This window comes from Peristeroidobacter agariperforans (assembly GCF_004138335.1).
Taxonomy (GTDB): domain Bacteria; phylum Pseudomonadota; class Gammaproteobacteria; order Steroidobacterales; family Steroidobacteraceae; genus Steroidobacter; species Steroidobacter agariperforans.
On sequence record NZ_RYFW01000002.1, the window covers coordinates 717,163 to 744,113 of the forward strand.

At 63.0% G+C, this 26,951-nt stretch carries 27 protein-coding genes; 8 read left to right on the top strand and 19 right to left on the bottom strand.

Features of this window, described 5'->3' with window-relative positions; all coding sequences use genetic code 11:
- Positions 1 to 5: 5 nt before the first annotated feature.
- From glmS to EK373_RS17185, 10 genes are all read right to left on the bottom strand, one after another.
- Entirely contained in the window at positions 6 to 1,826 is a 1,821-nt protein-coding gene (glmS, locus tag EK373_RS17140) for a glutamine--fructose-6-phosphate transaminase (isomerizing) (RefSeq protein ID WP_129644955.1), read from the bottom strand.
- A 24-nt stretch (positions 1,827 to 1,850) separates the two neighbouring features.
- The gene (locus tag EK373_RS17145) at positions 1,851 to 2,207 is read right to left on the bottom strand and encodes a hypothetical protein (protein WP_232831135.1); all 357 of its coding nucleotides are present in this window, start codon (positions 2,205 to 2,207) and stop codon (positions 1,851 to 1,853) included.
- Positions 2,204 to 2,905 carry a class I SAM-dependent methyltransferase gene (locus EK373_RS17150; RefSeq protein WP_129644956.1) on the bottom strand — a complete coding sequence of 234 codons (702 nt, stop codon included), beginning with the start codon at positions 2,903 to 2,905 and terminating at the stop codon, positions 2,204 to 2,206. The genes EK373_RS17145 and EK373_RS17150 overlap by 4 nt, the downstream gene beginning before the upstream one ends.
- Entirely contained in the window at positions 2,905 to 3,297 is a 393-nt protein-coding gene (locus tag EK373_RS17155) for a hypothetical protein (RefSeq protein WP_129644957.1), read from the bottom strand. The genes EK373_RS17150 and EK373_RS17155 overlap by 1 nt, the downstream gene beginning before the upstream one ends.
- Before the next feature lie 158 nt (positions 3,298 to 3,455).
- The gene (gene bcsZ / locus EK373_RS17160) at positions 3,456 to 4,568 is read right to left on the bottom strand and encodes a cellulose synthase complex periplasmic endoglucanase BcsZ (protein ID WP_198683393.1); all 1,113 of its coding nucleotides are present in this window, start codon (positions 4,566 to 4,568) and stop codon (positions 3,456 to 3,458) included.
- A gap of 346 nt (positions 4,569 to 4,914) precedes the next feature.
- Positions 4,915 to 5,760: a PhzF family phenazine biosynthesis protein gene (locus EK373_RS17165; protein WP_129644958.1), complete on the bottom strand. Its 846-nt coding sequence runs from the start codon at positions 5,758 to 5,760 to the stop codon at positions 4,915 to 4,917.
- Positions 5,761 to 5,846: 86 nt separating this feature from the next.
- Positions 5,847 to 7,211 carry an FAD-dependent oxidoreductase gene (locus EK373_RS17170; protein ID WP_129644959.1) on the bottom strand — a complete coding sequence of 455 codons (1,365 nt, stop codon included), beginning with the start codon at positions 7,209 to 7,211 and terminating at the stop codon, positions 5,847 to 5,849.
- Positions 7,208 to 8,482 (bottom strand): kynureninase, encoded by a 1,275-nt coding sequence (kynU, locus tag EK373_RS17175; protein WP_129644960.1) that lies wholly within the window; start codon positions 8,480 to 8,482, stop codon positions 7,208 to 7,210. The genes EK373_RS17170 and kynU overlap by 4 nt, the downstream gene beginning before the upstream one ends.
- Positions 8,479 to 9,294, bottom strand: coding sequence for a cyclase family protein (locus EK373_RS17180; RefSeq protein ID WP_129644961.1), 816 nt, complete (start codon positions 9,292 to 9,294; stop codon positions 8,479 to 8,481). The genes kynU and EK373_RS17180 overlap by 4 nt, the downstream gene beginning before the upstream one ends.
- 13 nt (positions 9,295 to 9,307) lie before the next feature.
- On the bottom strand, positions 9,308 to 9,820 hold the full coding sequence (locus tag EK373_RS17185) for a 3-hydroxyanthranilate 3,4-dioxygenase (RefSeq protein WP_129644962.1): 513 nt from the start codon (positions 9,818 to 9,820) through the stop codon (positions 9,308 to 9,310).
- Positions 9,821 to 9,920: 100 nt separating this feature from the next.
- Here EK373_RS17185 and EK373_RS17190 point away from each other — a divergent pair, with 100 nt between their 5' ends.
- Positions 9,921 to 10,607 (top strand): hypothetical protein, encoded by a 687-nt coding sequence (locus EK373_RS17190; protein ID WP_129644963.1) that lies wholly within the window; start codon positions 9,921 to 9,923, stop codon positions 10,605 to 10,607.
- An 8-nt stretch (positions 10,608 to 10,615) separates the two neighbouring features.
- Here EK373_RS17190 and EK373_RS17195 read toward each other — a convergent pair whose 3' ends face one another.
- The 7 genes from EK373_RS17195 to EK373_RS17225 all read right to left on the bottom strand — a co-directional run bounded on the left by EK373_RS17195 (position 10,616) and on the right by EK373_RS17225 (position 18,018).
- Positions 10,616 to 11,461 (bottom strand): symmetrical bis(5'-nucleosyl)-tetraphosphatase, encoded by an 846-nt coding sequence (locus EK373_RS17195; RefSeq protein ID WP_129644964.1) that lies wholly within the window; start codon positions 11,459 to 11,461, stop codon positions 10,616 to 10,618.
- 14 nt (positions 11,462 to 11,475) lie between these two features.
- On the bottom strand, positions 11,476 to 11,922 hold the full coding sequence (gene apaG / locus EK373_RS17200) for a Co2+/Mg2+ efflux protein ApaG (protein ID WP_129644965.1): 447 nt from the start codon (positions 11,920 to 11,922) through the stop codon (positions 11,476 to 11,478).
- A gap of 134 nt (positions 11,923 to 12,056) precedes the next feature.
- Positions 12,057 to 12,488 carry a universal stress protein gene (locus EK373_RS17205; RefSeq protein WP_129644966.1) on the bottom strand — a complete coding sequence of 144 codons (432 nt, stop codon included), beginning with the start codon at positions 12,486 to 12,488 and terminating at the stop codon, positions 12,057 to 12,059.
- 40 nt (positions 12,489 to 12,528) lie between these two features.
- Positions 12,529 to 13,308, bottom strand: a complete 780-nt coding sequence (gene rsmA, locus EK373_RS17210; protein WP_129644967.1) for a 16S rRNA (adenine(1518)-N(6)/adenine(1519)-N(6))-dimethyltransferase RsmA — start codon at positions 13,306 to 13,308, stop codon at positions 12,529 to 12,531.
- Positions 13,265 to 14,299: a 4-hydroxythreonine-4-phosphate dehydrogenase PdxA gene (gene pdxA, locus EK373_RS17215; protein ID WP_232831136.1), complete on the bottom strand. Its 1,035-nt coding sequence runs from the start codon at positions 14,297 to 14,299 to the stop codon at positions 13,265 to 13,267. The genes rsmA and pdxA overlap by 44 nt, the downstream gene beginning before the upstream one ends.
- Positions 14,296 to 15,633 carry a peptidylprolyl isomerase gene (locus EK373_RS17220; RefSeq protein ID WP_129644968.1) on the bottom strand — a complete coding sequence of 446 codons (1,338 nt, stop codon included), beginning with the start codon at positions 15,631 to 15,633 and terminating at the stop codon, positions 14,296 to 14,298. Before EK373_RS17220 ends, pdxA begins: the two co-directional genes overlap by 4 nt.
- A gap of 45 nt (positions 15,634 to 15,678) precedes the next feature.
- Positions 15,679 to 18,018, bottom strand: coding sequence for an LPS-assembly protein LptD (locus EK373_RS17225; RefSeq protein WP_198683394.1), 2,340 nt, complete (start codon positions 18,016 to 18,018; stop codon positions 15,679 to 15,681).
- Between the two features lie 131 nt (positions 18,019 to 18,149).
- Between EK373_RS17225 and EK373_RS17230 the strand changes: the two genes are divergently transcribed.
- Positions 18,150 to 19,208: an aminoglycoside phosphotransferase family protein gene (locus EK373_RS17230; RefSeq protein WP_198683395.1), complete on the top strand. Its 1,059-nt coding sequence runs from the start codon at positions 18,150 to 18,152 to the stop codon at positions 19,206 to 19,208.
- A gap of 9 nt (positions 19,209 to 19,217) precedes the next feature.
- On the top strand, positions 19,218 to 19,895 hold the full coding sequence (gene murU / locus EK373_RS17235) for an N-acetylmuramate alpha-1-phosphate uridylyltransferase MurU (protein ID WP_129644970.1): 678 nt from the start codon (positions 19,218 to 19,220) through the stop codon (positions 19,893 to 19,895).
- Here the strand turns inward: murU and EK373_RS17240 are convergent.
- Both EK373_RS17240 and EK373_RS17245 read right to left on the bottom strand, forming a co-directional pair.
- A complete protein-coding gene (locus tag EK373_RS17240) occupies positions 19,892 to 20,572 on the bottom strand; it encodes a Fe2+-dependent dioxygenase (RefSeq protein ID WP_129644971.1) in 681 nt (226 codons plus the stop codon). The two genes, murU and EK373_RS17240, sit on opposite strands and share 4 nt — an antisense overlap.
- Positions 20,573 to 20,594: 22 nt before the next feature.
- Complete coding sequence (locus tag EK373_RS17245) at positions 20,595 to 22,895, bottom strand: catecholate siderophore receptor Fiu (RefSeq protein ID WP_129644972.1); 2,301 nt, start codon at positions 22,893 to 22,895, stop codon at positions 20,595 to 20,597.
- 123 nt (positions 22,896 to 23,018) lie between these two features.
- Here EK373_RS17245 and EK373_RS17250 point away from each other — a divergent pair, with 123 nt between their 5' ends.
- From EK373_RS17250 to EK373_RS17270, 5 genes are all read left to right on the top strand, one after another.
- Positions 23,019 to 23,720, top strand: a complete 702-nt coding sequence (locus EK373_RS17250; RefSeq protein WP_198683396.1) for an energy transducer TonB — start codon at positions 23,019 to 23,021, stop codon at positions 23,718 to 23,720.
- 593 nt (positions 23,721 to 24,313) lie between these two features.
- Complete coding sequence (locus EK373_RS17255; protein WP_232831137.1) at positions 24,314 to 24,871, top strand: energy transducer TonB; 558 nt, start codon at positions 24,314 to 24,316, stop codon at positions 24,869 to 24,871.
- A 114-nt stretch (positions 24,872 to 24,985) separates the two neighbouring features.
- Complete coding sequence (locus tag EK373_RS17260) at positions 24,986 to 25,738, top strand: MotA/TolQ/ExbB proton channel family protein (protein ID WP_129644974.1); 753 nt, start codon at positions 24,986 to 24,988, stop codon at positions 25,736 to 25,738.
- A 62-nt stretch (positions 25,739 to 25,800) separates the two neighbouring features.
- Entirely contained in the window at positions 25,801 to 26,244 is a 444-nt protein-coding gene (locus EK373_RS17265) for an ExbD/TolR family protein (protein WP_232831138.1), read from the top strand.
- A 31-nt stretch (positions 26,245 to 26,275) separates the two neighbouring features.
- A complete protein-coding gene (locus EK373_RS17270; RefSeq protein ID WP_129644975.1) occupies positions 26,276 to 26,704 on the top strand; it encodes an ExbD/TolR family protein in 429 nt (142 codons plus the stop codon).
- The last annotated feature ends 247 nt before the right edge of the window (positions 26,705 to 26,951 follow it).

Sequence of the window (26,951 nt, forward strand, 5' to 3'; positions counted from 1 at the left end):
GGCGATCACTCCACCGTCACCGACTTGGCCAGGTTCCTTGGCTGATCGATATTCCGGTCCTTGGCCAGCGCAACGTGATACGCCAGCAGCTGTAAAGGAATATTCAACAGCAGCGGGTCCAGCTCGGGCTCGGACTTTGGCACTTCGAGAATGCCATTGATCTGAACGGGCAAGGGCTCGCCCCGGTGGGTGATGGCGTAGATCGGGCCGCTGCGAGCGCGGATTTCTTCGAGAGTGGAGATGTTCTTCGAGAACAAATCGTCGCGGGGCATGATGACCACGGTCGGCGTTTCCGGACTGATGAGGGCGAGCGGGCCGTGTTTCAGTTCGGAAGCCGGGTAGGCCTCGGCGTGGATGTAGCTGATCTCTTTCAGCTTCAAGGCTCCTTCCATCGCGACCGGATAGCCGGCGGCGCGGCCGACGAAATAGGCGCTTTCGTGAGACGCTAGTTCCTGCGCCAGTTTCGCGATCTGCGGCTCCATCGCCAGTATTTCTTCCACCTGTGAGGGTAATGCTTCCAGCGCCTTGAGCAGGCGCGAGCCGTGCGCGGTGGACATGTCGCGAATACGGCCGAGGTGGATGGCGAGCAGCGCAAACGCGACGGCCGTGGAGGTGAAGGTCTTGGTCGAAACGACCGCGACCTCGGGGCCGGAGTGCAAATAAATGCCACGGCCGCATTCGCGAGCGATGGTGCTGCCGACGACATTGACGATGCCCAGGACACGGCCGCCTTTACGCTTCACTTCCTGGACAGCGGCGAGCGTGTCGAACGTCTCTCCGGACTGGCTGACCGCGATGTACAGCGTGTCCTGCTCGATCACCGGATTGCGATATCGAAACTCGGAGGCGGGCTCCGCATGCGCCGGCACGCGAGCCATTTGCTCGATCAGGTGCGCGCCGAAGCAGCCTGCGATGTACGCCGAGCCGCAACCGAGAATTTTGACGCGGCGGATTTCCAGCAGCTCGCGCGCTGCCATTTCCAGGCCGCCGATGTGAGTTGTCTGGAAGCGGGTGTCGAGCCGCCCGCTCAAAGTGCGGCGGATCGATTCCGGCTGCTCGGCAATCTCCTTGCGCATGTAGTGCGAGTAGCCTTCCTTGTCGAACGATTGGTCGGTAAAGGGAATCGTCGAGGGCTTCTTGGCGGTCGCGCCGCCATCGAGCGTCGAGGTCTCGAAGCCGTCGGCGCGAACCACTGCGACTTCGCCATCGTCCAGGTGCACGACGCTTTGCGTATGTCGCACCAGCGCGGAGGGGTCGGAGGCAATGAACATTTCACGCTCTCCGATGCCGAGCACGACGGGGCTGCCGTTGCGTGCGACCACGATGGTCTCAGGTCGCTCGGCATCGATCACGGCCAGTCCATACGTGCCGGTAATGAGGCGCAAAGCGCCGCGCACGCGCCCTTCGAGCGTGTCGGCAGGCATGGCGCCGATCAGATGCGCCAGCACCTCCGAATCGGTCTCTGAGCGAAACGTCACGCCGCTGGCTTGAAGCTTCGAGCGCAGCTGCGCGGCGTTTTCGACAATGCCGTTGTGAACGATGGCGAAACGTTCGTGAGTGTCGGTATGCGGATGCGCGTTCCGATCGCTGGGCTCGCCGTGCGTGGCCCAGCGCGTATGGGCGATGCCGGTCGTTCCTTTCAGCCGTTCCGGCAGCGCGCGCTCCAGGTCACGAACTTTTCCTTTGCTCTTGAAGATGGTGAGCTTGTCGTTGCGCGCACAGGCGATGCCTGCCGAGTCGTAGCCGCGATATTCCAACCGTCGCAGACCTTCAACGAGGATCGGCGCCGCTTCGCGCTTGCCGATATAACCGACGATGCCGCACATGATGAATTCCGCCCTGGTAAACGCTCAGCCGTAAATGATTCTGCGGATCTGTCGCTCGCTGTACTCGGGCGCGCGGAAGCGTCGCGCCGCCAGCTCGTCGCTGATCTGCAGATAGATCGCTCGGTTCGAAAGGCCCTGGGCCTGCAGGGCGAGGTGGCGGCGGCGGACGAAGTCCTCGGGCATCTCGCTCATGAATGCCAGCACTTCGTTGACCAGTCGGGCCGCTTCCTGGGGAGTCAGGCGGCTGGAGCGGGCCAGGTAGTCCACCAGCTCTCCCATGTCGTCCTGCGCCCCCTTTGGATTCGATGCGGAGGCGAAGTCTGCCGGCTCGTGCGTCATTTCCCAACGATCCTGCCCGATTTCGGGCAAGGATAGCGTCATTTCTGGAACAGGACGAGGTGCTGGAGGGGGAGGGTGCGAATGGTTTTCTGGTGGCGGAAGCCGGCCGCGGTCAGCTCCTTGATGATCTGCTGCTCGGTCATCTTGTGGACCGGCTTGATCATCACCGCCGGATCCTCGGCGCGATATTCGATCAGCGCGACCCGCCCGCCCGGCTTCAGCGCCTCGCGCACTTTCGTCATCACTTCGAAGGGGTACTCGAGCTCGTGGTAGACGTCGACCATGAACAACAGGTCGACGCTGTTCGGTTCCAGATTCGGATCGCTGGGCGTGCCCAGCACGGTGGTGATGTTCTTCACGCCGTCGCGTCGGGCACGCTCGGAAATAACCCTCAGCATGCGCGGTTCGACGTCGATCGCGAGCACGCTGCCTCGCTCACCGACCAGCGGTGCAACCCGAAAACTGTAATAACCAGAACCGGCGCCCAGGTCGGCGACGGTCTGGCCCGGTTTGATTTCCAGCGCAGCGACGGTCAGCTGCGGACGTTCTTCGCTCTCACGCTGCGCTCGTTCCAGCCACGGCACACCGCCTGGCCCCATGACGTGTGCGATTTCGCGGCCCAGATAGAACTTGCCGATGCCGTCGGGATCGTGCGCGGCGCGTGTTTCGTAGCGTTCAGGAGCAGCGGCGCAAGCCAGGCCGCTGCCGACCAGCAGCAGGGCGGCGAGCAGTGAGCGCATCAAGCGTCGTTGCGGCTCAAATAGAAATAGATGTAACTGGTGATGAACAGCACGCAGACGCTGCACGCGAAAACGATGCCCCAGCCGGCGGCAATGATGGCGAACACATCGAGCGAGCGCTCGGTGCTCGCCGCCTGCGCTGTCGAGAGCGAGCCGAAACCCGCCGTGATGCCGAACGTGGTGACGCAATTGAACATCCATTTCATCAGATAGCCCGGCAGATAGATTCGCATACTGCGGTTGTGGCGGTAAGCGGCGGCACGCGTCATGCGATCGCCGCGGCTGGCGTCCTTGAACAGCCAGAACGGCCACAGATAGCGGAACAGCACCAGTGACAGCGGCATGTCCTCGTAATGCGAGGCGAGGGCTGCACCAGAAGAGCGCGACGTCATGCTGAGTTACCCGGGCTCATAGTGGTGGGTATCGAGGGATAGATGTCCCGCGGCCTTGGATGGTTCCCGTATGCGGGCGGGGCTTTGAAATTCCAGCACGTTGCGGAAAGAGGCCCTGCCCCGAAACAGCGCGCGCGTCGCTATTCTGCCGGCGATCGCTAGTGCGGTCGATCGCACGCAGGAGTCCAGCGCACGCTCAACAGGCCGGAGCGATTGAAACGATAGCGCTGCTCCAGCCAGCCGAGCCCGAACAGCGAGAGTGCGTCGCTGTAATAACTTCGATTGTTCTGTAACGAGCCCTCGGCGGCTCGCTGCCGATGGGACTGAAGGGCGGCGGTCATTCTGGCGTTGGCCAGCATCGGCAACAACGCCGCCGAAAAACCAGGCGGGCCATCGCCGCGCGTTTCCAGTGTTTGGGTGTCGACGATTTCAACTGGAGCGGTGCGCTTGGCGACGCTCTCCAGCGCCGGCTTCAAGACGTCGACGATCTTGTCGCGTACGGGATCGGATGCCGGCAACATGCCGGCCCAGAGATATACGCGAATCGCGTCGTAACTGCCGACGCCCCGGCTGCGACGATCGGCGATGAAACCATTGCGTGTGAATTCGACCCAGTCGGCCGCGAAACCTTTGGGCGCAGCGCCGAGGATGACTTGCTCCGAGGACCGGATGATTTCGCCCCAGAGTGGTTCCTTGGTCTGCCTTTCGAGTCCGCGGAGCACTGATAGCGGTACATAGCTGGGATTCAGTCGCCAGCTGTCGTCTGTAACAAAGCCCTGCGGCCCGGGCAGCAGCACCGTACCCAGGCCCGGCACGGTCGCCACCGCCCGGCGCAGAATGTTTCTTGCGATCTCGGCGCCCAGGCTGGAATAGCGTTGCTCTTTCCACAGCCGCGCCGCTTCGCCGAGCGTGTAGGCAATCCAGAGGTCGGCATCGCTCGCCGAGTTGCCATCGAGCACGCGCCAGGAACTTTCGTCAGCGCGGCCCCATTTCCACGCCGGCAAGTTCTTGTCCAGCTGGCTGCCGGAGAGATTGCTGTGGGTCCAACGCAGGGCTCGGTCGAAGGCCTCGCGGTCGTTGCTGACCAGCGAGAAGAACAATGCATAGGACTGGCCTTCCGATGTGGTGATCTGGGCCTCGGTGCTGGCGTCGACGATGCGGCCGTCGTGACTCATGTACAGCAGCTTGAAGCGCTGCCAGGCCGGCCACGCCTCGCATTTCACGCCAGCGCCCAAGGCGCTGTCGGCAAGTAGTAGTGAAGTGCTTAACACGAGCACCCCCAAGAGGCACCGGGCGGTCACTGCGAGCCGTCGGCGACGACCGCCAAAGTCACGACCATGAATAGCACCACGTGCTGCCACAGATGGATCCACGATCGTTCCATAACGATAGTGAGCCCACAAAGTGGCCGAGTCACCCTGGAAACTCTGTACGGTGTCGCCGCGCACGATCACAAGATCGCGGAGGATCAGGGGTAATTTGGCGTCGGCGAACCGCGGTGTCGGCCATCTACGCTCCCAGGCGCTACCGAAATCCTTGGCAGGACCTTAGGGACTGCGCAAGCGGTTGCCAATCCGGAAGAGATCGTAGATGGCGGCAAAAACCTCGCTGTCGTTGTTACAACTGCAGCGTGCCGCGCGCGATTTCGATCACGTCGCCGCTGACCAGGATGCGTCGTTGTGCGTCCACCTGGAGGTAGAGCGTCGACGGCCGCGCGACGTACTCGCCTTGTGATATTTGCAGCTGACAGGGCAGGGGCTGATTCGTGGCAAGCCACCAGCCGCCGAAGTTGGCGGTTGCCGAGCCGGTGGCGGGATCCTCGAGGATCGCGGGCCCGTCCGGGAAGAAGAAGCGCGCCAAGGTGCGGCCGTTTGCCGGCGGGGCGAAGATATAAGCCATGCTGTGGCCATCCTCGCTCTTTACGGCGCCGAACAGATCGGGCCGGGGCATGGCGCGCCGGACCGCGGCCTCGCTGGTCAAGGGAATGACGAGTTGTTCCTTGCCGGCCTTGATCCAGAGCGGCTGCTCGCCGATGTCGCCGGTTTCGAGCCCGAGCATGGCCGCCAATGCTTCGCGCGGCGCCTCGCATGCGCGCCACGTCGGTTGATTGGCCTGCAGCGTCCAGCGATTGCCTTGGGCTTCGACCGGAATAATGCCCGCCTTCATTTCCAGCCGCAGACGATCGCTGCCCAGCCCCAGCGCGCGACAAACAAATGCAGTGCCGAGCGTGGGATGGCCGGCGAACGGCATTTCATAGCTGGGCGTGAAGATGCGCACGTGCGCGTTGGCCGAGCTGGAAGGCTGGATGAACGTCGTTTCAGATAAATTGAACTGGCGCGCAAGCGCCTGCATGGTTTCGGTGTCCAGGCCGCGGGCGTCCTCGAAGACACACAACGGATTGCCGGTGAGCGTGCCGCCGTTGAACGTGAAGACATTGACGATGCGGAAATTCAGAGTGCCCATGACCCATCCCATGACCGATGCCGCTGTTGTAAACGCAGCAGCGGCTCGGGTAAATGCACAGTCCGGCGAGCGAACGCCGGCACAGATCAGTTCGGCAAGGGCGGCAGCTTCGCTTCGATCATGTTCGCGGCCGCGTCATAGTCCACCGTGGCGAGCGAGTCGGCTTGCTGTGTCAGCGTGGACAAGATCTCACTTTGAATGCGGCCGCGTTCATAGGCGACGGAGTAGGGGATGTTGTCACGGAACATGACCATCGAATACCGGGGCACGAAGCGCGTCGGATGGCGACGCTCCAGCTCGAGCGACAGCGCCTTGTGCAAGTGGAACTTCGGATCGCGCACCGTGTCGCGCATTTCGAGATAGTTCTCGATCGCCATGTCGGCGATGGCGTTGGTATTCGGTCGACGCCATGTTTCGAACTCGCGGAAGCTGCGTGCCCAGTCGTCACTTCCCGTCAGCAAAGTGTCCAACTCGCGGCAGTCCTCGAAACAACAGTTCATGCCCTGGCCATGGAACGGCGTGATGGCGTGCGCCGCATCGCCGACCAGCAACAGTCGATCCTCGAACGACCATTGCTGGCAACGCACGGTGCCCATGATGCCGGTCGGGTGCTGAAGAAACTCCGCCGCCAGCTCCGGCATCAGCTGTTTCACATCGGGGAAGTGCCTGCCGAAGAATGTTTCGATGCTGGCCGGCGTCGTCAGCGTCTCGAAACTGTCCGGCCCATTGAGCGGCAGAAACAACGTGACCGTGAAGCTGCCGTCGATATTCGGGAGCGCGATGAGCATGAAGCCGCCGCGGGGCCAGATGTGCAAGGCGTGCTTGTCGATACGCGGCTGACCGTTGGGCCACGGCGGCAACGTGAGTTCCTTGTAGCCGTGCTTGAGCAGGTCTTCGGTGCACGCAATGCCGAGCTGATCCACCAGGGTGCGGCGCAATACCGAGCCGGCGCCATCTGTCGCAAACACGCGCTCCATCGGAATGTCGTGCGGTTGACCGGCGGGATCCTGGAACTTCACTTGCTTGCGCGCGAAGTCCGCACCGATCGCGGGATGGCGGAACAACAGCTCGACGCCTGCTCGCTCGGCGGCATCGAGCAGAATGCAATTCAAGCCGGGCCGTGACACGGAATAAATGACTTCCTCCGGACGCTGGCCATAAGGCACAAAGGTCAGCGCGCCGCTCAGGTCGTGCAGCATGCGGCCGGGCAGCGGCACCAGCTCGGGTGTCACGTGTTCCATGACTCCGGCGAGCTCGAGTGCTCGAATGCCGCGGGCCGCGAGGGCGAGATTGATGGAGCGGCCGGCATCGATGAGCACGCGTCGCATGTCGTCCTGGCGTTCATACAGGCGCACGCGGTGACCGCGGCGAGCCAGGATGATGGAAAGCAGCGTGCCTGCCAGCCCCGCGCCGACAACGGTTATCGGTTCGTCACGTCTGTCATCGCTCATTGCAGCGCCTGCTCCAGCGCGGCGACGAATTGCCACACATCGAGGAACGAATTGTAGAGCGGCACCGGGGCGACGCGAATGATGTCGGGTTCGCGCCAGTCGCAGAACACCCCTTGTGAGGCGAGGGCGTCGAAGGCGGCGCGAGCCTCGGCAGCTGAACGGTGCAACCGGATGGACAACTGGCAGCCGCGCGCTTCGGGATCGCTCGGGGTCGTGACCGCCAGCGCCTTCGACAAGCGAGCCTGAAGCAGCGCTTGCAGATAGGCCGTCAAGTGCAGCGATTTCGCTCGCAACCGGTCCATGCCCGCCTTATCGAAGAGCGGCAACGAGGCCAGCAGCGGCGCGGCGGCGAGAATGGGAGGATTCGAAAGCTGCCAGCCTTCCGCGCCCGCAATGGGCTGGAATGAAGCGGGCATCTGAAACCGGCTCTGCTTGTCGTGGCCCCACCAGCCCGCGAAGCGAGGCAGGTCCACTGAGCGCGCATGACGCTCGTGCACGAAACAGCCGCCGATTGCGCCGGGCCCGGCGTTCAAATATTTGTAACTGCACCACACGGCGAAATCGACGTTCCAGTCGTGCAGTTTCAATGGCACGTTGCCGATGGCGTGCGCGAGATCGAAACCGACCGTGCATCCCTGGCCCCGGGCACAGCGCGTGATCGCTTCGATGTCGAAACGCTGCCCCGTCAAGTACTGCACTCCCGGCAACATCACCGTGGCGATGCGCTGACCTTCGCGCTCGATCAACGAACAAATGTCTTCGGTGCGCAGGATGCTTTCGCCTGCACGTGGAGCGATCTCGATCAGCGCCGTCTTCGGATCGAAGCCGTGATACTTGATCTGCGAGGCGACAGCGTACTGATCCGACGGGAAGGCCTGCTGCTCGACGAGGATGGCCTCTCGTCCGGGACGCGGACGATAGAAGCTGGTGAACATCAGATGCAGGTTCACCGTCAGCGAGTTCATCGCGACCACTTCGAGCGGCTGCGCGCCGGCCAGCCTGGCCAGCGAACCCGTCAGCTGTTCGTGATACGGCAGCCATGGACGCGACGATGCGAAATGGCCTTCGACTGCGAGCTCGGCCCAATGCTGCAATTCTTCATTGAGCACTCGCGCGACGCCGCGGGGCTGCAGCCCAAGCGAGTGGCCACATAGATAGATGCTGTCGCCGCCATGCTCGCGTTGTGGAATGAAGAACTCGGCACGCAGCGGCGCCAGTGAATCGGCGGCATCCTGCTGTTCGGCGAAGCTGCGCTCGACGGAAACGTTCATGCGGGTGACAGAGGTAACAAAATAGGCCGGCTCGGCGCGGCGTCGATGACGAAGGGAGCGACCTGCAAGTTCAGCAGGTAGGGGCCATCGGCGACGGCGCCGTCGATGAAGGCCATCTCCGTGATGGTGGCGTGCTGGCGTGTGGCGGTTGCCGCGGACGTGCTGCCCGCCGGCATGCCCCAGAAAACCCGGTGAGCTGCGAGCTTGCCGCCATCCTGCGCGCGATCGATGGAAGGCAGATCCACCACCAACGTATCGATGCCGTGGTCGACGATGTGGCGCATGGCTTCGACGCTGAAATACGGCGGCATGGGCCCAGCATCGTAGTTACAGGTGAGCTTGGATGAATCGTTCGGCAACGTTCTCACCACCAGCGCCTGATAGTCGCTCAAGGTCGCCTGGCCAATTGCTTCGCGCAGCGTAGCCACTGAGATCACACGGTCGCCAGCCATCTCCGCTGACTCCTCGGGCGTCACGGAGATCAGCAATGCAGCGCTCAAGTGCCGGATCGCGAGATCGCGCACACTCAAACGCTCCTGAGTGATGTGACCGACACACTCGGTGTGCGTGCCGTTGCAGTGAGGCGCAAGCGTGTGAACGGAACAATTGCAGCTGCCGCCGTGCCGCACGTCGCCGACGAACGAGCCGGCCGTTATCGGTTCTGCGCTCGCGGCCGGCGCGCCGAAGAAAGTCGGCTGAGCGTCGTTGAAGCGCAGCGGGATGGAAATGTCGTGACCGTCGGATGACACCCGCCAGCGTCGGCCGGCAATCTCGACAGCAAGCGCATTGGAAGCAGGGGCCAGGTCACGCATCGAACGTCATCGATCAACGCTTGTGCGCGACTGCGCCGCAAGCCTGACAGGTGCGCATCTCCAGGGAACCGTAAAAGCGCTCGAACACCGGCGGCAGCTGCTTCTCGATGTCGCTGACGTGCAAGTATTCGGCGTGCAGCGGGTAGGAGCAGTGTTCGCAGAACCACAGGAAACCGTCCTGTTCCTCGGGCCGCCGCTTGCGCTCGATCACCAGGCCCACCGTGTTTGCATAACGTTGCGGAGAATGCGGAACGCGCGCGGGCAGCAGCAGGATCTCGCCCTCGTGGATCGGAATATCGACGCGGGCGCCCTCCTGCATCGTGCGCAGGGTCATGTCGCCTTCGAGCTGATAGAAGAATTCCTCGCCTGGATCCTCGTGATAATCGGTGCGCGAATTCGGGCCGCCGACCACCATGATGATGAATTCGGACTCGCGGAACACCAGCCGGTTGTTCACCGGGGGTTTGAGGTATTCGCGGTGCTTGTCGATCCAGTCGCGAAAATTGAAGGCTTTGAGCGGGCTCATGCTGGTCCTCCGCGGGTGTCCAGTATACAGGCGGGCGGGCCTCGCTTGCGAAAGGGGCGGGCGCGGACCATGCTTGTGAGCCATGCGGAGGACACCGCTCATGTCGCGTCAATGCGTAACTTCAGCGCCAATATTGTGGCTGACGCTGCTATTCAGCTTGCCGGCGGCCGGGGCGGCCGAGGATCAGACGGCTGCGGCAGCGGCGCCCGATGCGCAGGTGGCCGCCGCCGATCCGGTGCAGGCCATCTGGAAGCACCAGGAAATCGCGTTCTATTTTCAAAGCTTCACCACCTTCTATTCCTGCACCAGCCTGGAAGCAAAGCTCGAGCGCATCTTGCGCGAGCTTGGCGTGCACGCGCGGGTGAAGGCGCGGTCGGCGGATTGTCCGTACTCGGTGGCTCGCATGCCCCGCGTAGTCATGCAAGTCATCAGCCCCGTCGAGGCCACACCGGAAGCGCTCGCCGAGCGCGATAAGAACAAGAGTGTGCGCGAGCTGGCTCAGCGCGTTCGAGGCAAGAAGAGCGAGCACCCGCTCGACAGCCTCGAGCAGTTTCCTGCCCAATGGCGCCGCGTCTCGTTGACGCGGGGGCGCCTGGATCTGCAGCCCGGCGATTGCGAGCTGATCGATGAAATACAGAAAAAAGTGCTGCCCAAGCTCGCGGTACGCACGGTGCGCGACGACGTGCAGTGCTCGCCGAATCAGCTGACCTTGGGACAGCCGCGCCTGGAAGTCGATGCACTGGTGGAAATTCCGAAGCCCGACGCTGCGGAAGACAAGGGCACGTAGCGGCGGTGTTACTCGCTGCCGACGCTCAGCCCAGAGGACGAGCAGGGCACGAGCACCGGCTCGGGCGGGAACTGATCGAGACGCACGGCGCAGAGTTTCTCGCCCCAGACGCAGCCCGTGTCGATCGCGAGCACGCCATCGGCGTCGTGATAACCCAACGCCGACCAGTGGCCGCAGACGATGCGGATATCGCGCGAGCGTCGCTCGGGCACCCGGAACCACGGCAGGAGATGTTTGGGTGCGTCCTTCACTTCGCCCTTGAACTTCAAATCGAGGCTGCCGTCGGCGCGACAGAAGCGTAAGCGCGTAAGGCAGTTCGTGATGAAACGCAGCCGCTCGTGGCCCTGCAGATCGTCCGACCAGCGATCCGGCTTGTCGCCATACATGTGGGCGAACAACTCGCGACAGCTCTGCTCATCCCGCAATGTTTCTTCGAGCTCGCGCGCGCAGGCTTGCGCCAGCGCCAGATCCCACTGCGGCGGCAGTCCGGCGTGAACCATCGTGTAGCCGAGCCGGGCATCGTGATGAAGCATCGGCCGATGCCGCAGCCAGTCGAGCAATTCGTCGCGGTCGGGCGCGTCGAGAATTTCCTTGAGCGTGTCTTTGGACTTCACCGGCTCGGTGGGCGACAGCGCCAATGCGAGCAGGTGCAGATCGTGATTGCCGAGCACGCTGATGGCGGAGCTGCCCAGCGCCTTCACGCGTCGTAACACTTCGAGCGAGCGGGGCCCGCGATTGACCAGATCGCCGACCAGCCAGAGCGTGTCGCGCGACGCAGAGAAGTTCAGCTGGGTCAGCAGCTGGGAAAATTCTTGGTCACAACCCTGAATATCGCCGATGGCGTAGACGGCCATGCGGGCGGCGGCGCTTAGTGCAGCAACCCTGGCATGGCCAAGGTGAACGGCGCGATCGGCGCATCGAAATGAGCGCCGTCGTCCGCCAGCATCTGATAACTGCCCTGCATGGCGCCGACCGGCGTTTCGAGCACCGCACCGCTGGAGTAACGGAAGCCCTGGCCCGGCAACAGATACGGCTGTTCGCCGACCACGCCTTCGCCGCGCACTTCTTTCACCTTGCCGTTGGCGTCGGTGATCACCCAATGACGCGTCAGCAGGCGCGCCGGCACCTGGCCTTCGTTGCGGATCGTGATGGTGTAGGAAAAGGCATAGTGGCCTTCGTCCGGCTTGGACTGCTCGCCCACGTAATTGGCGCTCACGTCGACGCGAATCTTGTGGATCGCATCGGGGGCGGGCGGGGCATCGCGGTCCGAATGGCTGGCGGAGGCGCGACCTTTTGGGGGCGTGGTATCTGTCATATCCGGATGACTGGCTTGAGCCGCAACGATTCTAGCAGTCTCGGGGCCAGATCTTGCCGGAAAAATCATGCCGGGCAGGGATGCCCGAGCGCAGCGGGCACATGGAGTGCAGGAGCTGCTGAGGCTTATGTCTGCTAGTGCAGCCGTACCGCCAGCACGTCGCAAGGCGCTGCGTGCAGGATCGTGTCTTCGGTGAAGTTCAGCAGGATGGCGAGGCCGTGCCGCTCGCGGCTGCCGAGCACGATGAGATCGCTGTGAAGACGCTGCGCGGTGCGAATGATCTCGGCCTTGATGCCGCCGGTCTCGACCAGCTGCCGGCTGTTCGACAACGACAGCTTCTTCGCCAGCTCCGCCAGTCGCAGCTTGGCTCGCTCGACCAGCTCGCCTTCGATCTGAACCGTCGGCAACAGGGCTTCGCCCATGGGCTCGACCGGCACGTATTCGACCACGTGCAGCAGCGTGATCTCGGACTGATAACAGGCGGCGATGGCCTTGGCACGCTCGCCGATGATCTGACTGTCGTCGGACAGGTCGACCACGAGCAGAATGTTCTTGTAGTCGCGCATTGCAGTCCCCTCGAAGTGCGTTCGACGCGAAGTGAATCGATTATAGGAGCTTGGCGCTCAGCCGGCTGCTCAGCGCAACGAATTCAGCGGGCGACAGCACCTCGGCCCGCAGGCCCGGATCGATGCCGGCCGCAGTTATATCGTCGGCGTCGAGGAAAGGTTTGAGCGAATTGCGCAGGGTTTTGCGCCGCTGGGAGAACGCGGCGCCGACGACTGTCGCGAAATGACGGGGATCGCCGATCGGCAGGGGCTGTTCGTGCGGTGTCAGCCGCACCACAGTCGAGACGACTTTCGGCGGCGGCCGGAATGCGCCGGGGCCGATATCGAAAAGCGATTCCACCCGCACCCAGGGCGACAGCATCACCGTGAGCCGGCCGTAATGCTCCGAGCCGGGCGCCGCTGCCATGCGGTCGACCACCTCTTTTTGCAGCATGAAGTGCATGTCGAGGATGCGCTCGCGCTGTTCGATCAGGTGAAACAGCAGCGGCGTGGAAATGTTATAGGGCAGATTGCCGACCACTCTCAGCCGCTCGCCTTCATATATATGAGCGAACGTGAACTTCAGGACATCGGCGGAATGGATGTGCAGCCGCGGGTCGTTCTGGGTGATCTGGTGCAAATGGCGGATCGCATCGCGGTCGATCTCGACGGCGTGCAACTCGTTCAGGCGGGCCAGCAAAGGCAGCGTGAGCGCGCCCAGGCCCGGCCCGATCTCGACCATACGATCCTGCGGCTGGGGCGCGATCGCGGCGACGATGCGCCCGATCACGCCGGGGTCATGCAGGAAGTGCTGGCCGAATCGCTTGCGAGGTTGGTGCATGGGTCATTTGCAGCGCTATTTGCATCGCCGCTATCAGGCTGCTGGCGTCGGCCTTGCCGCTGCCGGCCAGAGCCAGCGCGGTGCCGTGATCGACGGAGGTGCGCACGATAGGCAGGCCGAGCGTGATGTTCACACAATCGCCGAAGCCGGCATATTTGATCACCGGCAAGCCCTGGTCGTGAAACATCGCGAGCACGGCGTCGGCCTGATCGAGCATGTGAGGTGTGAAAGCGGTGTCCGCGGGCGCAGGACCGATGAGGTGCAGTCCTTCCGCGCGCAGCCGTTGCAGCGTCGGCTCGATCACTTCGATTTCTTCGCGTCCCAGATGGCCCGACTCGCCGGCGTGAGGATTCAACCCCAGCACCAGCAGGCGCGGCTGCGCGATGTCGAAGCGAGTGCGCAGATCGTGATCGAGGATGCGAATGACGCGCGTCAATGTTTCATCGGTGATCGCCGCGCTCACTTCGAGCAGCGGCAAATGCGTGGTGACCAGCGCGACGCGCAGGTGCTCGGTGGCCAGCATCATCACTGGATGAGAGCCGCCGGTGTGCTCGGCGAGATATTCAGTGTGTCCGGAGAACGGCACGCCTGCATCGTTGATCACGCTTTTCTGAACGGGAGCGGTGACCATCGCATCGAACTCGCCCGTGAGGCAGCCTTGCGCGGCGGCATCGAGCAGGTTCAGCACATAACGCGCGTTCGCAACGTTCAGCTTGCCTGGTTCGACAGGCGCGGCGGTCGGAACGTGCAACACACGCAACGATCCCGGTTGATGAGCCGGCACGACGGTGCTGCTGACATAAGGAAGGAGTCGGATGCTGAGTCGCAGCTGCTGAGCGCGTCGCTGCAGCAGTTCGATATCGGCGGCGACGACCACATCGCAGGGCCAATCGCGGGCGGCGATGGCGAGACACAGATCGGGCCCGATGCCGGCCGGCTCACCCGAAGTTACGATGAGCCGCGGTATGCGCGCCCGAGCCGGCGAGTTCACATCCTGTATTCCACGAATGCTTCGTCGCGCAGGCGACGCAGCCAGAGCTCGGTTTCTTCTTCAGCCTTGGACTCGCGCAACTCGGCGAACGCGCGCTGACGTTTCAGATCGTCGGTCGAATCGTGCTGACGGCGACCGAGCAACTGCACGATGTGCCAGCCGTATTGAGTCTTGAACGGCTTCGAGATCTCGTTCTCTTTCAACGCGTCGATCTGTTTCTCGAACTCCGGGACAAAGCTACCGGGACCGGCCCAGCCCAGATCGCCGCCGTCGGCGGCCGAGCCTGGATCCTGCGAAGTCACCGCGGCGATCGCGGCGAAATCTTCCTTGCCGTCGATGACCCGAGTGCGAATGCCGGCGAGCTTCTGCTCGACCGTCTGGTCGTCTTCGAGCTCGTTGGTCCGCAGCAGGATGTGACGTGCGTGAACCTGCGCCACCACCGACTGCTGCACGCCACCGCGCACTTCATTCAAGCGGAAGATGTGGAAACCGCTGGGCGTGCGGATGGGCTCGGACGTTTGGCCCGGCTTCATCGTGGGAATGGTGTCGGCGAGAATGGATGGCAGCTGCGTACCGCGGCGCCAGCCAAGCGAGCCGCCTTCGATATTCGTGCTGCTGTCCGAGTAGGTGACCGCGAGTTGTGCGAAGTCGTCGCCGCCGCTGGCCTTGTCGAAGACTTCCCTGGCGCGCTTCTCACGCGCTTCGATCTGCTCGGGCGACGCGCTCACCGGCACGGAAATCAGAATGTGCGAAACGTTGTATTCGGCGTTCTTGTCGGGCGCGGCCTGCTGGCGAGTCATGAACTGCTCCAGCTCGCGCGGGGAAATGTTGATGCGGCCGATCACGTCGCGCTGACGGAGCATCTGCAAAGTCATCTGCCGGCGGATCTCATCGCGGAACGTGCGGTAGTCGATGCCCTGCTGGGCGAGAGCCTGGGGCAGCTCGGCGAAGCCGATGTTGTTGCGCTTGGCCACGTCGTCGAGCGCGCCGTTCAGCATTTCGTCGGAAACCTGAATGCCGAGCTTGTTGGCCCGCTGCATCTGGATTTCCTCGACCACCAGGCGCTCCAGAATCTGCTGGCGCAGGACATTGCGCGGCGGCAGTTCGGTATTTTGCTGACGCAGCCGGGCGGTGATCTCTTCGGTCTGCTCTTCGAGCTGCGAGTTCAGCACGACGCCGTCATTGACGACGGCAGCGATGCGATCGAGCAGCACGCCGTTGCTGGACAGCTCGCGGGTCTGGGCCAGGGCGCCTCCGGCCAGCCCGAGCAGGCTCAGGCCGAGCAGGCAGCCACGGATCGCGTTGGTAACTTTGGAAGTAGGGAGCAGTTTCATGCGTAACCAGGGTTGGGCCACTGGGGCGGCCTCTGAGGCGAGGCGTCATTCATCCTCGGGAGGATCGACGGAGTATCCCCGAATCGACCGCTCCAGAAAAGTATTCGCACCCACTCCGACATTGGACAGCCCGTTAAGTTCGAGCTGGAACAGCACGCTGGTGTCCAGGTCGCCGGTGCGATCGCTCACATACCGACGGCCCACGACCCGGAAGCGCCAGCAGCAGGAGCGGTACTCGAGGCCGGCGAACTGGTCGATCACGCCCTTTTCGTTGCGCCGGGCGACGGTGTCGGGTGGCAGCGTCGGATCCACCGGCGCGGTGTCGTCGATGGCGTTGTCTTCCAGCGAATACACCATGCGGGCGTACACGCTCCATTGCTTGCTGATCGGCCAGGCGACCGAGCCGTCGACCTGCTCGAGGCGGTCGCGCCGGAAGCGATAGCCGAGATTCATCACCCGGTCGTATTCGGGCCGGTATTGCAGCTGAAGCTGGCCGCGCTCGGAGCGTGTTTCGCCCGGGTCCCATTGAATGCCGCCGCGGATATTCCAATTGCCGTAGGCACGCAGATCGATCTCGGCGACGATGTCGGACGTCTCCGGGTCGTCCACCGTTTCTCCCGGCAACGTCACGCGGGGCCGATCGAAGTAATACGCCTGGCCGACGGTCGCAGCGATGTATTGCTCGCCGGTGTCGGCATCCAGCCAGCGCGAGGTGAAGCCGATCGCCAGCTGATTCGCATCGCCGAGCCGATCCGCGCCCACGTAACGGTTGGTGCGGAACAACTGCACCAGATTCAGATCGGCGAGCTCGGTGTCGAACACCGGCAGGTCGTCCTGGTTGCGATAGGGAACATACAAATACATGAAGCGCGGCTCGATGGTGCTGAGCCGTTGTTTGCGCGAGCCGAACAGGCGCTCGAACACCATGCCGCCATCGACGCTCAGCACCGGCGCCGAGCGCGTGAATGTATCGTCGCCATCATCGAAGCCGGCGCCTTCTTCGCTCAGCTTGTAGCGCGTGTAGCGCCAGCTCGCCGACGGCTCTATATAAACACCGGCGCCTCTGAGCGGCATGCGGATCTCGGGCGCGAAGTCGGCGCGCCAGCCGGTATCCAGCCCCTCGACGTTGTGCTGGAAGTTGGCCAGCTCGAAATCCATGGCGTAGGTGAGGCCGAACGGCTGATCCGGAAAATTCGCGCGCACCGCCATCTGCGGCAGCATCGTGTATGGACGCTGCGCCGGCGGGATAGGCATGCGGTTCTCGGTGGCGAAGTCGATGGTCTGAAAGTTCTGCGCGTGCAGGATCGCGAGCCAGCGGTCGTCGAGATAAGTGAGGCTGGCGGAGCGGTTCAGATAGGTGACGCTGGTGCCTTCGGGCCCGAGCCCGAAGTCTTCGAACCATTGGTCGTCGCTGGCATTGGCTGCATCGATGTTCAGCCGCAGGCGCTGCGTGAAATCGGATTGATCCACGAAATGGACCAGGCTGCGCTCCTCGCCGAACTCGCGATCGTCGGGCAGGTACTGCACGTCCAGCTGACCGGCGCCGGCCGCGTTCAGGTAGCGAAACTCGGTGTCGAGCTTCAGGCCGCGCTTGCTGTAGTAGATGGGCGCGAGGGTCGCGTCGTAGTTTTCCGCGATGTTCCAGTACCAAGGCACTTCCAGCGAATAGCCGCTGCGCGAGGAGGTGCCGATGGTCGGAAACAGGAAGCCCGACTTGCGCTCGTTGCCGACCGGAAAGGAAATGAACGGCGTGTACAGCAGCGGCACGCCCTTGAAGTCCAGCCGCACGCCGCGGCCGATGCCGAGGCCGGCGCGTTGGCTGATGTCGATGTCGGATGCCGTCAGCATCCAATCTTCGTTGCCGAGCGGGCAGGTCGTGTACCTGACCCGGTCCAGCGACAGCGTGCCCTCGGTAGTCGCCCGGATACGATCGGCCGAGCCGCGCGCATTACGATCCGCCAGCTCGAACTGAGCGCCTTCGAAGACCGCGCCGCCCTGACGATCGATGTGTGCGCCTTCGCCGCGCACCGTGACCTGGCCGTCGTCGTACTCGACGCCCTGATCGACCTGAAAGCTCTCATCCTGCGGATTGTAGGTGGCGTCGCGGGTGTGGATGCGACGTTCGCCCTGACGGATTTCGACCTTGCCGGTGAGCTTCAACTCACCCTCGCGCGTGCCTTCGACGCCGTCGGCTTCGAACTCGACCTCTTGAGGCAGCTCCGCGCGCGGCTTGGCCTCGCGGCGCTGGCTCGTTCCGGTCGCTTCCCGATTCGGCGCCGGGCACTTGGGTGCTTCGTTTTCGGACGCCGGCTCTGCAGTCTTTGCAGGGTTCGCCTCACGCTCGGCCGCGGAGGCCGCGCCCGAAAGCGACGCTGCGGCCAGCACTGCGGCGATTGCAATTGAAAGGCTTGTTAGGGGTGTCGCAGTTCGGTGCATCGGGTGGCGATTATAATGAGCGTCGTTCTTCGCTGGCCGCCTATTTACGTTTCACAACCTTTTTTGGAGCAGCGTTTCGCGTGTCGTCACCTTCACACGATGGTTCTTCCGCACCCGACCTCCGGCTGCAACAGCTCGAGCAATGGCTCGCCGGCCTGTTCGGCGCGCGCGATTTCGTGGTGACGACGGCGTCCGCCGACGCCAGCTTCCGCCGCTATTTCCGTGTTTCGCGCCAGGGGCAAACCTGGATTGCGATGGATGCCCCGCCGGGCAAAGAGGACATGGGTCCTTACATCCGCGTCTCGGCCATGCTGGTGGACGTCGGGGTCAACGCGCCGCAGGTGCTGCACCTGGACGATGCGAAGGGCTTCCTGCTGAACACCGACCTGGGCTCGCGGACCTATCTTGCCGATCTGGACGCCGGCGCCGATGCCGAGCAGCTGTATCGCGACGCCATTGACGCATTGGTCGCTATTCAGGCGCGAGCGGGTCAACACGCCGCGCAGTTGCCGCCCTATGACGATGCGCTCTTGCGCCGTGAGATGGGGCTGTTTCCTGAATGGTTCTGCGGCAAGCATCTCGGCCTGCAGTTGACCGAGGCCGAGCTCGCGGGGATCGCCCGGACCTTCGACACCCTGGTCGCCGAAGTCTTGCAGCAGCCGCGAGTGTTCGTTCATCGCGACTATCACTCGCGCAATCTCATGGTCACCGATGGCGTGAGCCACGACCAAGGTGGGCATGGCGCCAACCCGGGCATTCTGGATTTTCAGGACGCGGTGCTGGGTCCGGTCACTTACGACCTGGTGTCACTGTTGCGTGATAGCTATGTAGCCTGGCCAATCGAGCGCATCCATGCCTGGATCAAATATTTCCGGGACACCGCGCAGCGTAGCGGTGTCGACGTGGGCGCGAATCCCGCGCAGTTCCAGCGCTGGTTCGATCTGATGGGCTTGCAACGCCAGCTGAAGGTGCTCGGCATCTTCGCGCGTCTGTATCACCGCGATGGCAAGTCGGGATACTTGAAGGATCTGCCGCGCACGCTGAGTTATGTCCGTCAGGTGGTCAAGAACTACAGCGACCTGGAGTTCCTGGCAACTTTCATCGAACAGCGCATCGTCCCCGCGATGGCAAAGCTATAGGACATCACCATGCGCGCGATGATTCTCGCGGCCGGACGTGGTGAGCGCATGCGTCCGCTCACGGACCGCACTCCCAAGCCGCTGCTGACCGTGGCTGGCAAGCCGATGATCCAATATCACATCGAGGCGCTGGCCGCGGCCGGGATGCGAGAGATCGTCATCAATCTGGCGTGGCTGGGGCCGCAGATCCGTGCGGCGATCGGCGATGGCTCGCAATTCGGCGTGCGCATTCATTACAGTGACGAAGGCGACGCTGCTCTGGAAACCGGCGGCGGTGTGTTCAAAGCCCTGCCGTTGCTCGCTGGCCCGTCGGGCACGGACCCGTTCGTGGTCGTCAGCGGCGATGTGTGGACCGAGTATCCACTCGGCGACGTCGGAGCAAAGCTGTCGCGCACCGACGTTGCGCATTTCGTCGTCGTGCCGAATCCTGACTTTCACGCGCGCGGCGATTTCGGTTTGGTCGATGGGCGCCTCACCGACAGTGGCGATCGTTACACGTACGCGAACATCGGCGTGATGCGGCCGGAGTTCTTTGCCGGCTGCCAGGCTGGAAAATTTCCACTCGCGCCGTTGATGTTCGACTGGATTCGCAAGGGTAGGGTCAGTGGCGAGCTGTACCGCGGCGAGTGGCACAACGTCGGCACGCCCCAACAGCTGCAGCAGATCGATCGGGATCGCTCCGCTTAGAGCTGGCTCCACATCCGCAGCAGATTGTGATAGTGCCCGGTGAGCGCGACGCTCTGATCCGATTCGCCGAAGCGCCCGCGGATCTCTTGAATGGTGGTGTCCAGCTGGAACAGCAGCTCGCGATGACGATCGTCGGGTACCATGCTCTGCGTCCAGAAGAACGAACAGGTGCGCTGGCCGCGAGTCACGGGATTGACTCGGTGCAGACTGCCGGAGCGATACACGATCAAGTCGCCCGCCGGCAATTTGATTTGCTGCTCGCCGTGCGTCCCCATGATCACCAGCTCGCCGCCTTCGTACTCGGACGGCTCGCTTAGAAACAAGGTAGATGACAGATCGGTGCGCAAAAAATAGGACGTGCCCGGAATGCCGCGGACCGCGCCATCGATGTGCGCGCCGTAGTGCTCGCCGCCTTCGTATCGATTGAACAGCGGCGGCACCGTACGCAACGGCAGCGCCGCCGAGAAGAACCGCGAATTGCGCGACAGCGCCGTCAGGATCATTTCACCCAGACGGCGCGCCACCGGCGAGTTTTCGGCGAGCTGGCGATTGTTCTTCACCAGTGCGCCTTGCTCGCCGACGGTCGCCTTGCCGTCGAGCCATTCCGCTGCGTCGAGGGCACGCCGACATTCGTTCACCTGCTCGGTGCTGAGCAGCCTGGCGATGCGAAGGATCATGCGGCGTGCACTCGATTGCGTCCTAGAAGTCGACGCTGAAGCTCAGCAAGGCCGAGCGGGGCGCCCCGGGCGAATAGCGCGAGCCGCCATTGTTGAGGCTGGCCACGTACAACTCGTCGGCCAGATTGTAGCCGTTGAGCTGGACCGTGAGATGCTCGCCGATGACATACGAGAGCATGGCATCCACCACCCAGTAGTCCGGCGCTTGCGGCGTGTTCGGCGGGTTCGCCCCCGGCGCGCTGTTGTTGTTGATTTGACGGAACACCGTGTCCACGTAGCGCACGCCTGCGCCGAGCGTCAGGCCGAACGGCAGCTGATAGGTCGTCCAACTGGTGAACGTGAGCTCGGGCGACCAGTTGATCTGCGCGCCGTTCTGGATCGCCGTGCCTTCGAGAACTTCAGTGTCCAGCTTGGCGATGCCCGCGCTGAGCTCCCACGCATCGGTCACGCGACCGACCACGCCCAGCTCGATGCCTTGCACGCGCTTCTTGCCGAGTTGCTGAATGGCCGACGGATCGGTGGGATCGTTCTGCACGAGGTCGTTCTCGTTCTCGCTGCGGAAGATCGCGCCGGTGACCGCGAATGCGCCATCGTTCAAGTCCCACTTGGTGCCGAGCTCGACATTGTTCGACTTCTGCGGGTCGACGTTCGGATTGTTGACCGCGTTGTTACCGGTGGTCGCCGTGCTCAAGGTGAAGTTGTTGCCGCCCGGAGGCTGCTGCGAGGTGGCGTACGACAGATAGACGCTGCCGTTTTCGCGCGGCTTGTAGAGCACGCCGACCTTGTACGCGAACAAGGTGTCGGATGACTCGAGATTGGTTGGCACGAGCGTGCCGACCGGAAGCGTCGGTTGGTTGTCGGCCGTCGACAGCGTCGCGCTCTCGAATTGCGTCGTGTAGTCATCGAGGCGAATGCCGCCGGTGACTTCCCAGCGTTCCGCGAACGAGATCGTATCGAACAGATAAGCGCCGAAGGTGGTCGTGTCGCCCTTCGTGTAGACACCGTTGCGCACCAGGTTGCGCCCGGTGATCGGATCGCGCGGATTCGGGTTGTAGAGATTCGCCAGATTCGCGTTCGCCGCCGAGCCGGCCGGCGCCATCGTGCCCTGACCGATGTAAGTCGGGTTGAGCTGCTTCTCGTAAATGAATTCCAGGCCGCTGGTCAGCGAGTGCTCGAGCGCGCCGGTCTGAAACGTCGCCGTCAGATTGGTCTGATTGGTGAGCACCGTGTTTTCCTGGAACTTGATCTGGCGCGAGCGCGACACGGTCCATGCACCGGGATCGGGCGCCGTCGCCGTGATCGCGTTTACACCGGTGAGCAGATAGGACTGCTCGGACTTGCCATAGCGCGAGGTGTTGCGCAGACGCAGGTTGTCGTTGAAGTCGTGCTCGACGCGCGCGGTGAACATCGTGCCTTCGACATCATCGAAATCGCTGAGCGCGCCATAGAAGTTCTCGCGATCGACTTTCGCCGGCTGCAGGCCGGAGTTGGCGCCGCCGGGCGCGAACGCGGCGTTGAAGAAGCCGTCCAGGCCGATGGTCGGCACGCCGCCGTCGGGGCGATTGTCCTGTTTCGTGTGCAGCAGATAGAAATAAGCGCGCGTGTCGCTGTTGAGGCCGAGCGCGAGCGAAGGAGCGACCGCCCAGCTGTTCCGCTCCACATGATCGCGGCCATCGACACCGCCGTCCTGAACCATCGCGTTCAGGCGGAACGCGGCGCCGGCGCTGTCGAAGTAATGATTCAGGTCACCGGTGATGCGGCTGTTCTCGGCCGTGCCATAGCTGACAGTGCTGCGCGAGAAGTTGTCCGCCTGCGGCACCTTGGTCGCGAGGTTGATGTAACCGGACGCGGCTCCACGGCCGTTATCGGGACCCGACGGGCCCTTGGCGACTTCCACCTGTTCGGTGTTGAAGGTATCGCGCGAGATCGTGCCGAGGTCGCGGATGCCGTCGATGAAGATGCTGCCCTGGGTATCGAAGCCGCGCATGAAAATGGAATCGCCGGTCGCGGTATTGCCATTCTCGCCCAACAGGAACGTCACGCCCGGGGTGTTCCGCAGCGCCTGGCTGAGCGTGGTGCTCTGCTGCTGTTGAAGCACTTTGCTGCTTATGACAGCAATCGTCTGCGGCGTATCGAGCAGCGGCTGCGTGAACTTGGGCGAGCTCACTTCATCCACCTTGGCGGCTTCCTCGGTGCTCTCCACCGAGATCTTCCGCATCGATTGCGGCTGCTCCTCGGCCGCGTGCAGGGCCGACGCCTGTAACACAGTGAAAATGGCGGCCGCGAGCGTGCAGCCGCGCGTGCCTGGGTTCGAGTCGCGCATAAGCCGGAGATCTCCCTTAACAAAGGTTGTGATTTCTGGCTGGCGACTGCGGCGCCCGAGGGCGCCGACGGAAGCGGGCTACGTCGTTTTGTGGCCGCGACTTTAGGTGAGAAGGCTTCTCATTTGCAACCGAGCATCCACCCGGGCATCATCGCTGCTGTTCCCTTAGATATGAAAGTTGTCGAGCGCGAGATGCCGCCCGTGTTCGCTGAAAACCATTCGCAGCGCCTGTGCGTGGGCGCAACGATCCTCGCCGTGCACGCGATCGGACTCTATTTGGCGGTCACTATCGCGCCTCGGATCCAGCAGGCTGTTGCGCAAGTGCCGCTGACCGCGATCTTCGTATCTCAGCCTGAACCCACCCCACGGCACGAGCTGCCGCAAGTGAGCGTGGTAACGCCGCAACCGATCGTGTCGGTGCCCGACCTGCCGGTGATCGAGATTCCGACCGATGCTCCGGCCGCTTCACGCGCCATCACTGTTCCTGTACAGGCGGCACCGCCGCCCGCCACGCAAGCCGAGGACCGGAGCACACCGAAGCTGGTGTCGACGGTTGAATATGTCCGCGAGCCTTCACCCCGATATCCACCTCAGTCACGGCGCATGAGAGAACAGGGACTGGTAGTCCTGCGAGTGGTGATCGACGAGCGGGGCGCAGCGAGCAGCATCGAAATAGAAACGTCCAGCGGCCATGCGCGACTGGACGATGCCGCGCGCGATGCCGTGTTACGCGCGGCCTTCCGGCCCTATGTGGAAGACGGCGAGCCACGCCGGGCGCTGGTGTTGATCCCGATCGAATTCGCTTTAAATCGGGGCTCGGCGTAACTATTCGCCCCGCGCGCTGTCTGTATTTGCTGTCGTACCAGCAATGTGACAGCCGCTCCACTCGTTCATGATCGGGTGGAACAATCGACTACGGTAATCGTTGCCCATGAGTCGATCGGCCCGCGGTCCGGTGACCGGACGTGTATGCACAGTAGTGCTGCAACGCCTTCGGTAGCTAGCACGTCAATGGTGCGCGGGGGATTTGGGGTCGCGTTTCTTATCAGCAAAGTTAGTTTACAAGTAGGTAGATTCTGTTTCGGAGTGCTTGCCTTCCTCGCAGAAACTTTATACCTTGCCCGCCGTTTCTGCGGTCTGTAGGACAACGCGTCAATACGGAATTTACGGACTTATTCCGGCCCTCCCGGACGGGACGCGGGCGCGAAGGCCGGGCAGAAACGGGGGTTGTATGCCGTATGAGCATACGCATCGAACGACCACTAACGGTTGCGCACTAATCATGCGGGGTTGAACCTTGAGCCCCGTGTCTTATTTTTGTTGAGCTGCAAAGCATGCCCTACGCACCAGCCACGGACAGTTCGTTTTTCACCCGCCGCGGTCTCGTTCTCGCGATCATTATCGGATTGCATATCGGGATGTTCTGGCTGCTGAACTCCGGTCTTTCCCATCAGATCATCGACGTCGTCCTGGGTCCCATCGAGACCCGCATGATCGAAGAGGCGCCGAAGCAGGAAGAGCCGCCGCCGCCGCCGCCGCCGAAGATCGAAACGCCGCCGCCGTTCGTGCCGCCGCCGGAGATCGACATCGCGATCACGCCGGACGCGCCGCCGACCAACGCGATCCAGCAGACCACCAACGTCAAGCCGACGGCGCCGCCGCCGCCGGTCGCGCAGCCAGCGCCTGTTGCGCGCACGGCGCCGAAGTCGGACTCGCGTCGGCCGCTGACCCAGCCTGAATATCCACCTTCTTCGCGCCGTGCCGGCGAAGCGGGCACGGTCATCCTCGAGGTCTATGTGCTCGAGAACGGTCGCGTCGGCGAAGCCCGAGTGAAGCAGTCGAGCGGCTTCCCCCGTCTGGACGAGGCGGCGGTGCGCGAAGTGAAACGGTCCTGGCGCCTGGTGCCGGGCACCGAGAATGGCAAACCGGTTCCGATGTGGGGGCAGTTCGCCGTCACATTCAAACTCACGGACTGAGGCGCGGGTAACGCGTGACAAAGGGCCTGCGGTGAGCGGGCCCGGCTAGACGGCAAGTAGAACTCCACCCAACTGACTCAAGGTCATTGATTTAATCGTAGAGGACATCGTTCCATGGCTCCGAACACCGAAAACGTCGAAAACCCCTTCGGCCTACAAGCACTCTGGGAGCAGGGTGGGGTCGTCGCGCACGGCACATTGATCATCATGGTGATCCTGTCGTTGGCCTCCTGGTACATCATTCTCACCAAGGCCTGGGACCAGCGCCGCCTGTTCAAGCAGTACAAGGAAGTCGAGAAGGGCTTCTGGACTGCCGGCAACATCCGCGATGGCGCCGCCAAGCTCACCGGTAAGGACAATGCGTTCCGCATGATGGTGGAAGACGGCCTGCGCGCCGCCCAGCATCACGAAGGCCGCCTGACCGATCAGATCCCGCTGCACGAGTGGATCACCGCGTCGCTGTACCGCACGGTCGACTCCATCAGCAAGCGTCTGAACACCGGTCTGTCGGTGCTCGCCACCACCGGTTCGACGGCTCCGTTCGTCGGTCTGTTCGGTACGGTGTGGGGCATCTACAACGCGCTGATCCAGATCTCCCTCGCCGGCCAGGCCTCGCTCGACAAGACTGCCGGTCCGATCGGCGAAGCGTTGATCATGACCGCCATCGGTCTGTTCGTCGCCGTGCCGGCCGTGTGGGGCTACAACTGGCTGCTGGGTCGTAACAAGGACCTGATCGAGAAGCTGCGTTACTTCGCTTCCGACCTGCACGCCTACCTGGTCAGCGGCGCCCGCGTCGAGACCGGTCCGCTGCCGACCGCTGGCCGTGCTCCGGCCGCTGCCCCCGCCGCTGCGGTGACCCGCAAGTAATGTGAACGGCCCCGGTCCTGAATATCCAGGTCCGGGGCCTTTCTTAATCGGAGCACGTTGTAATGAGTTCATTTGAAGGCATGTTTGCTCCGCCTGCGTCGGACAACGACGAGAAGGCCATGTCCGAAATCAACACGACGCCGCTGGTCGACGTCATGTTGGTGCTGCTGATCGTGTTCATGATCACCATCCCGGTGATCACGCACACCGTCCCGGTCGAGTTGCCGAAGGTGCGTAACGAGGCGACCAAGACCGCGCCGGAAAACATCAATATTTCGGTGAACAAGGATGGCCAGATGTACTGGGGCCAGAGCCTGGTGCCCGACACCAATGCCTTGCTCGAGCGTCTGAAGACCGCTGCGGTGTTGAAGCCGCAACCCGAAGTGCACGTCCGCGCCGACCAGCAGACTCGCTACGAGTACGTGGGCCGGGTGATTCTGACCGCGCAGCGCGCCGGTATTCAGAAGGTCGGGTTCATCACCGAGCCGGGCGCGAGTTCGCAGTAACCCCCCGCGCTACTTAGAAGAGGTATTTGCCATGGCAATGAGTGTAGGCGGCGGCGGTGCAGACGAACCCATGATGGACATCAACACGACGCCGTTGATCGACGTCATGTTGGTGCTGCTGATCATGTTCATCATCACCCTGCCGGTGATGACGCACGCGGTGAAGCTGGACATGCCGCAGTCCAAGTCCAACCCACCGCCCACCGACGTGCAGATGGAGCCGATCCGCATCGACATCGATTGGGACGGCAGCGTGGTGTGGAACGGTTCGCTGGTGCAGCTGGATCAGCTGGAAGGTTACTTCCGCGTCGAAGCGGCCAAGAACCCGCAGCCCGAGCTGCACGTGCGCCCAGAGCGTCGCGCGAACTACGATACGGTGGCCAAGGTGCTGGCGCTGGCCCAGCGCAGCGGCATGCAGCGCATCGGCTTCGTCGGCAACGAACAATTCATGGGTGAATAATGGGTTCAGCGGGTGTTCAGCCCGCTGTGCTGCCGTCGGACAAGCTCTTGAAGGCGGCGGGAAACAATTCCCGCCGCCGACCGTTTGTAGTCAACGACTCACACTTTCGGTAGCTTGAGGGCCGTTAGGGATGCCGGCCGGCGAATTTATGACCCGCACCGAGGTCATAAAGACGAATGGTTGCGCAAGCACCGTCTCGAACGATTGAACGAATTGAGTGAGTGGGTCGATTCGCGCCCTTTGTTAT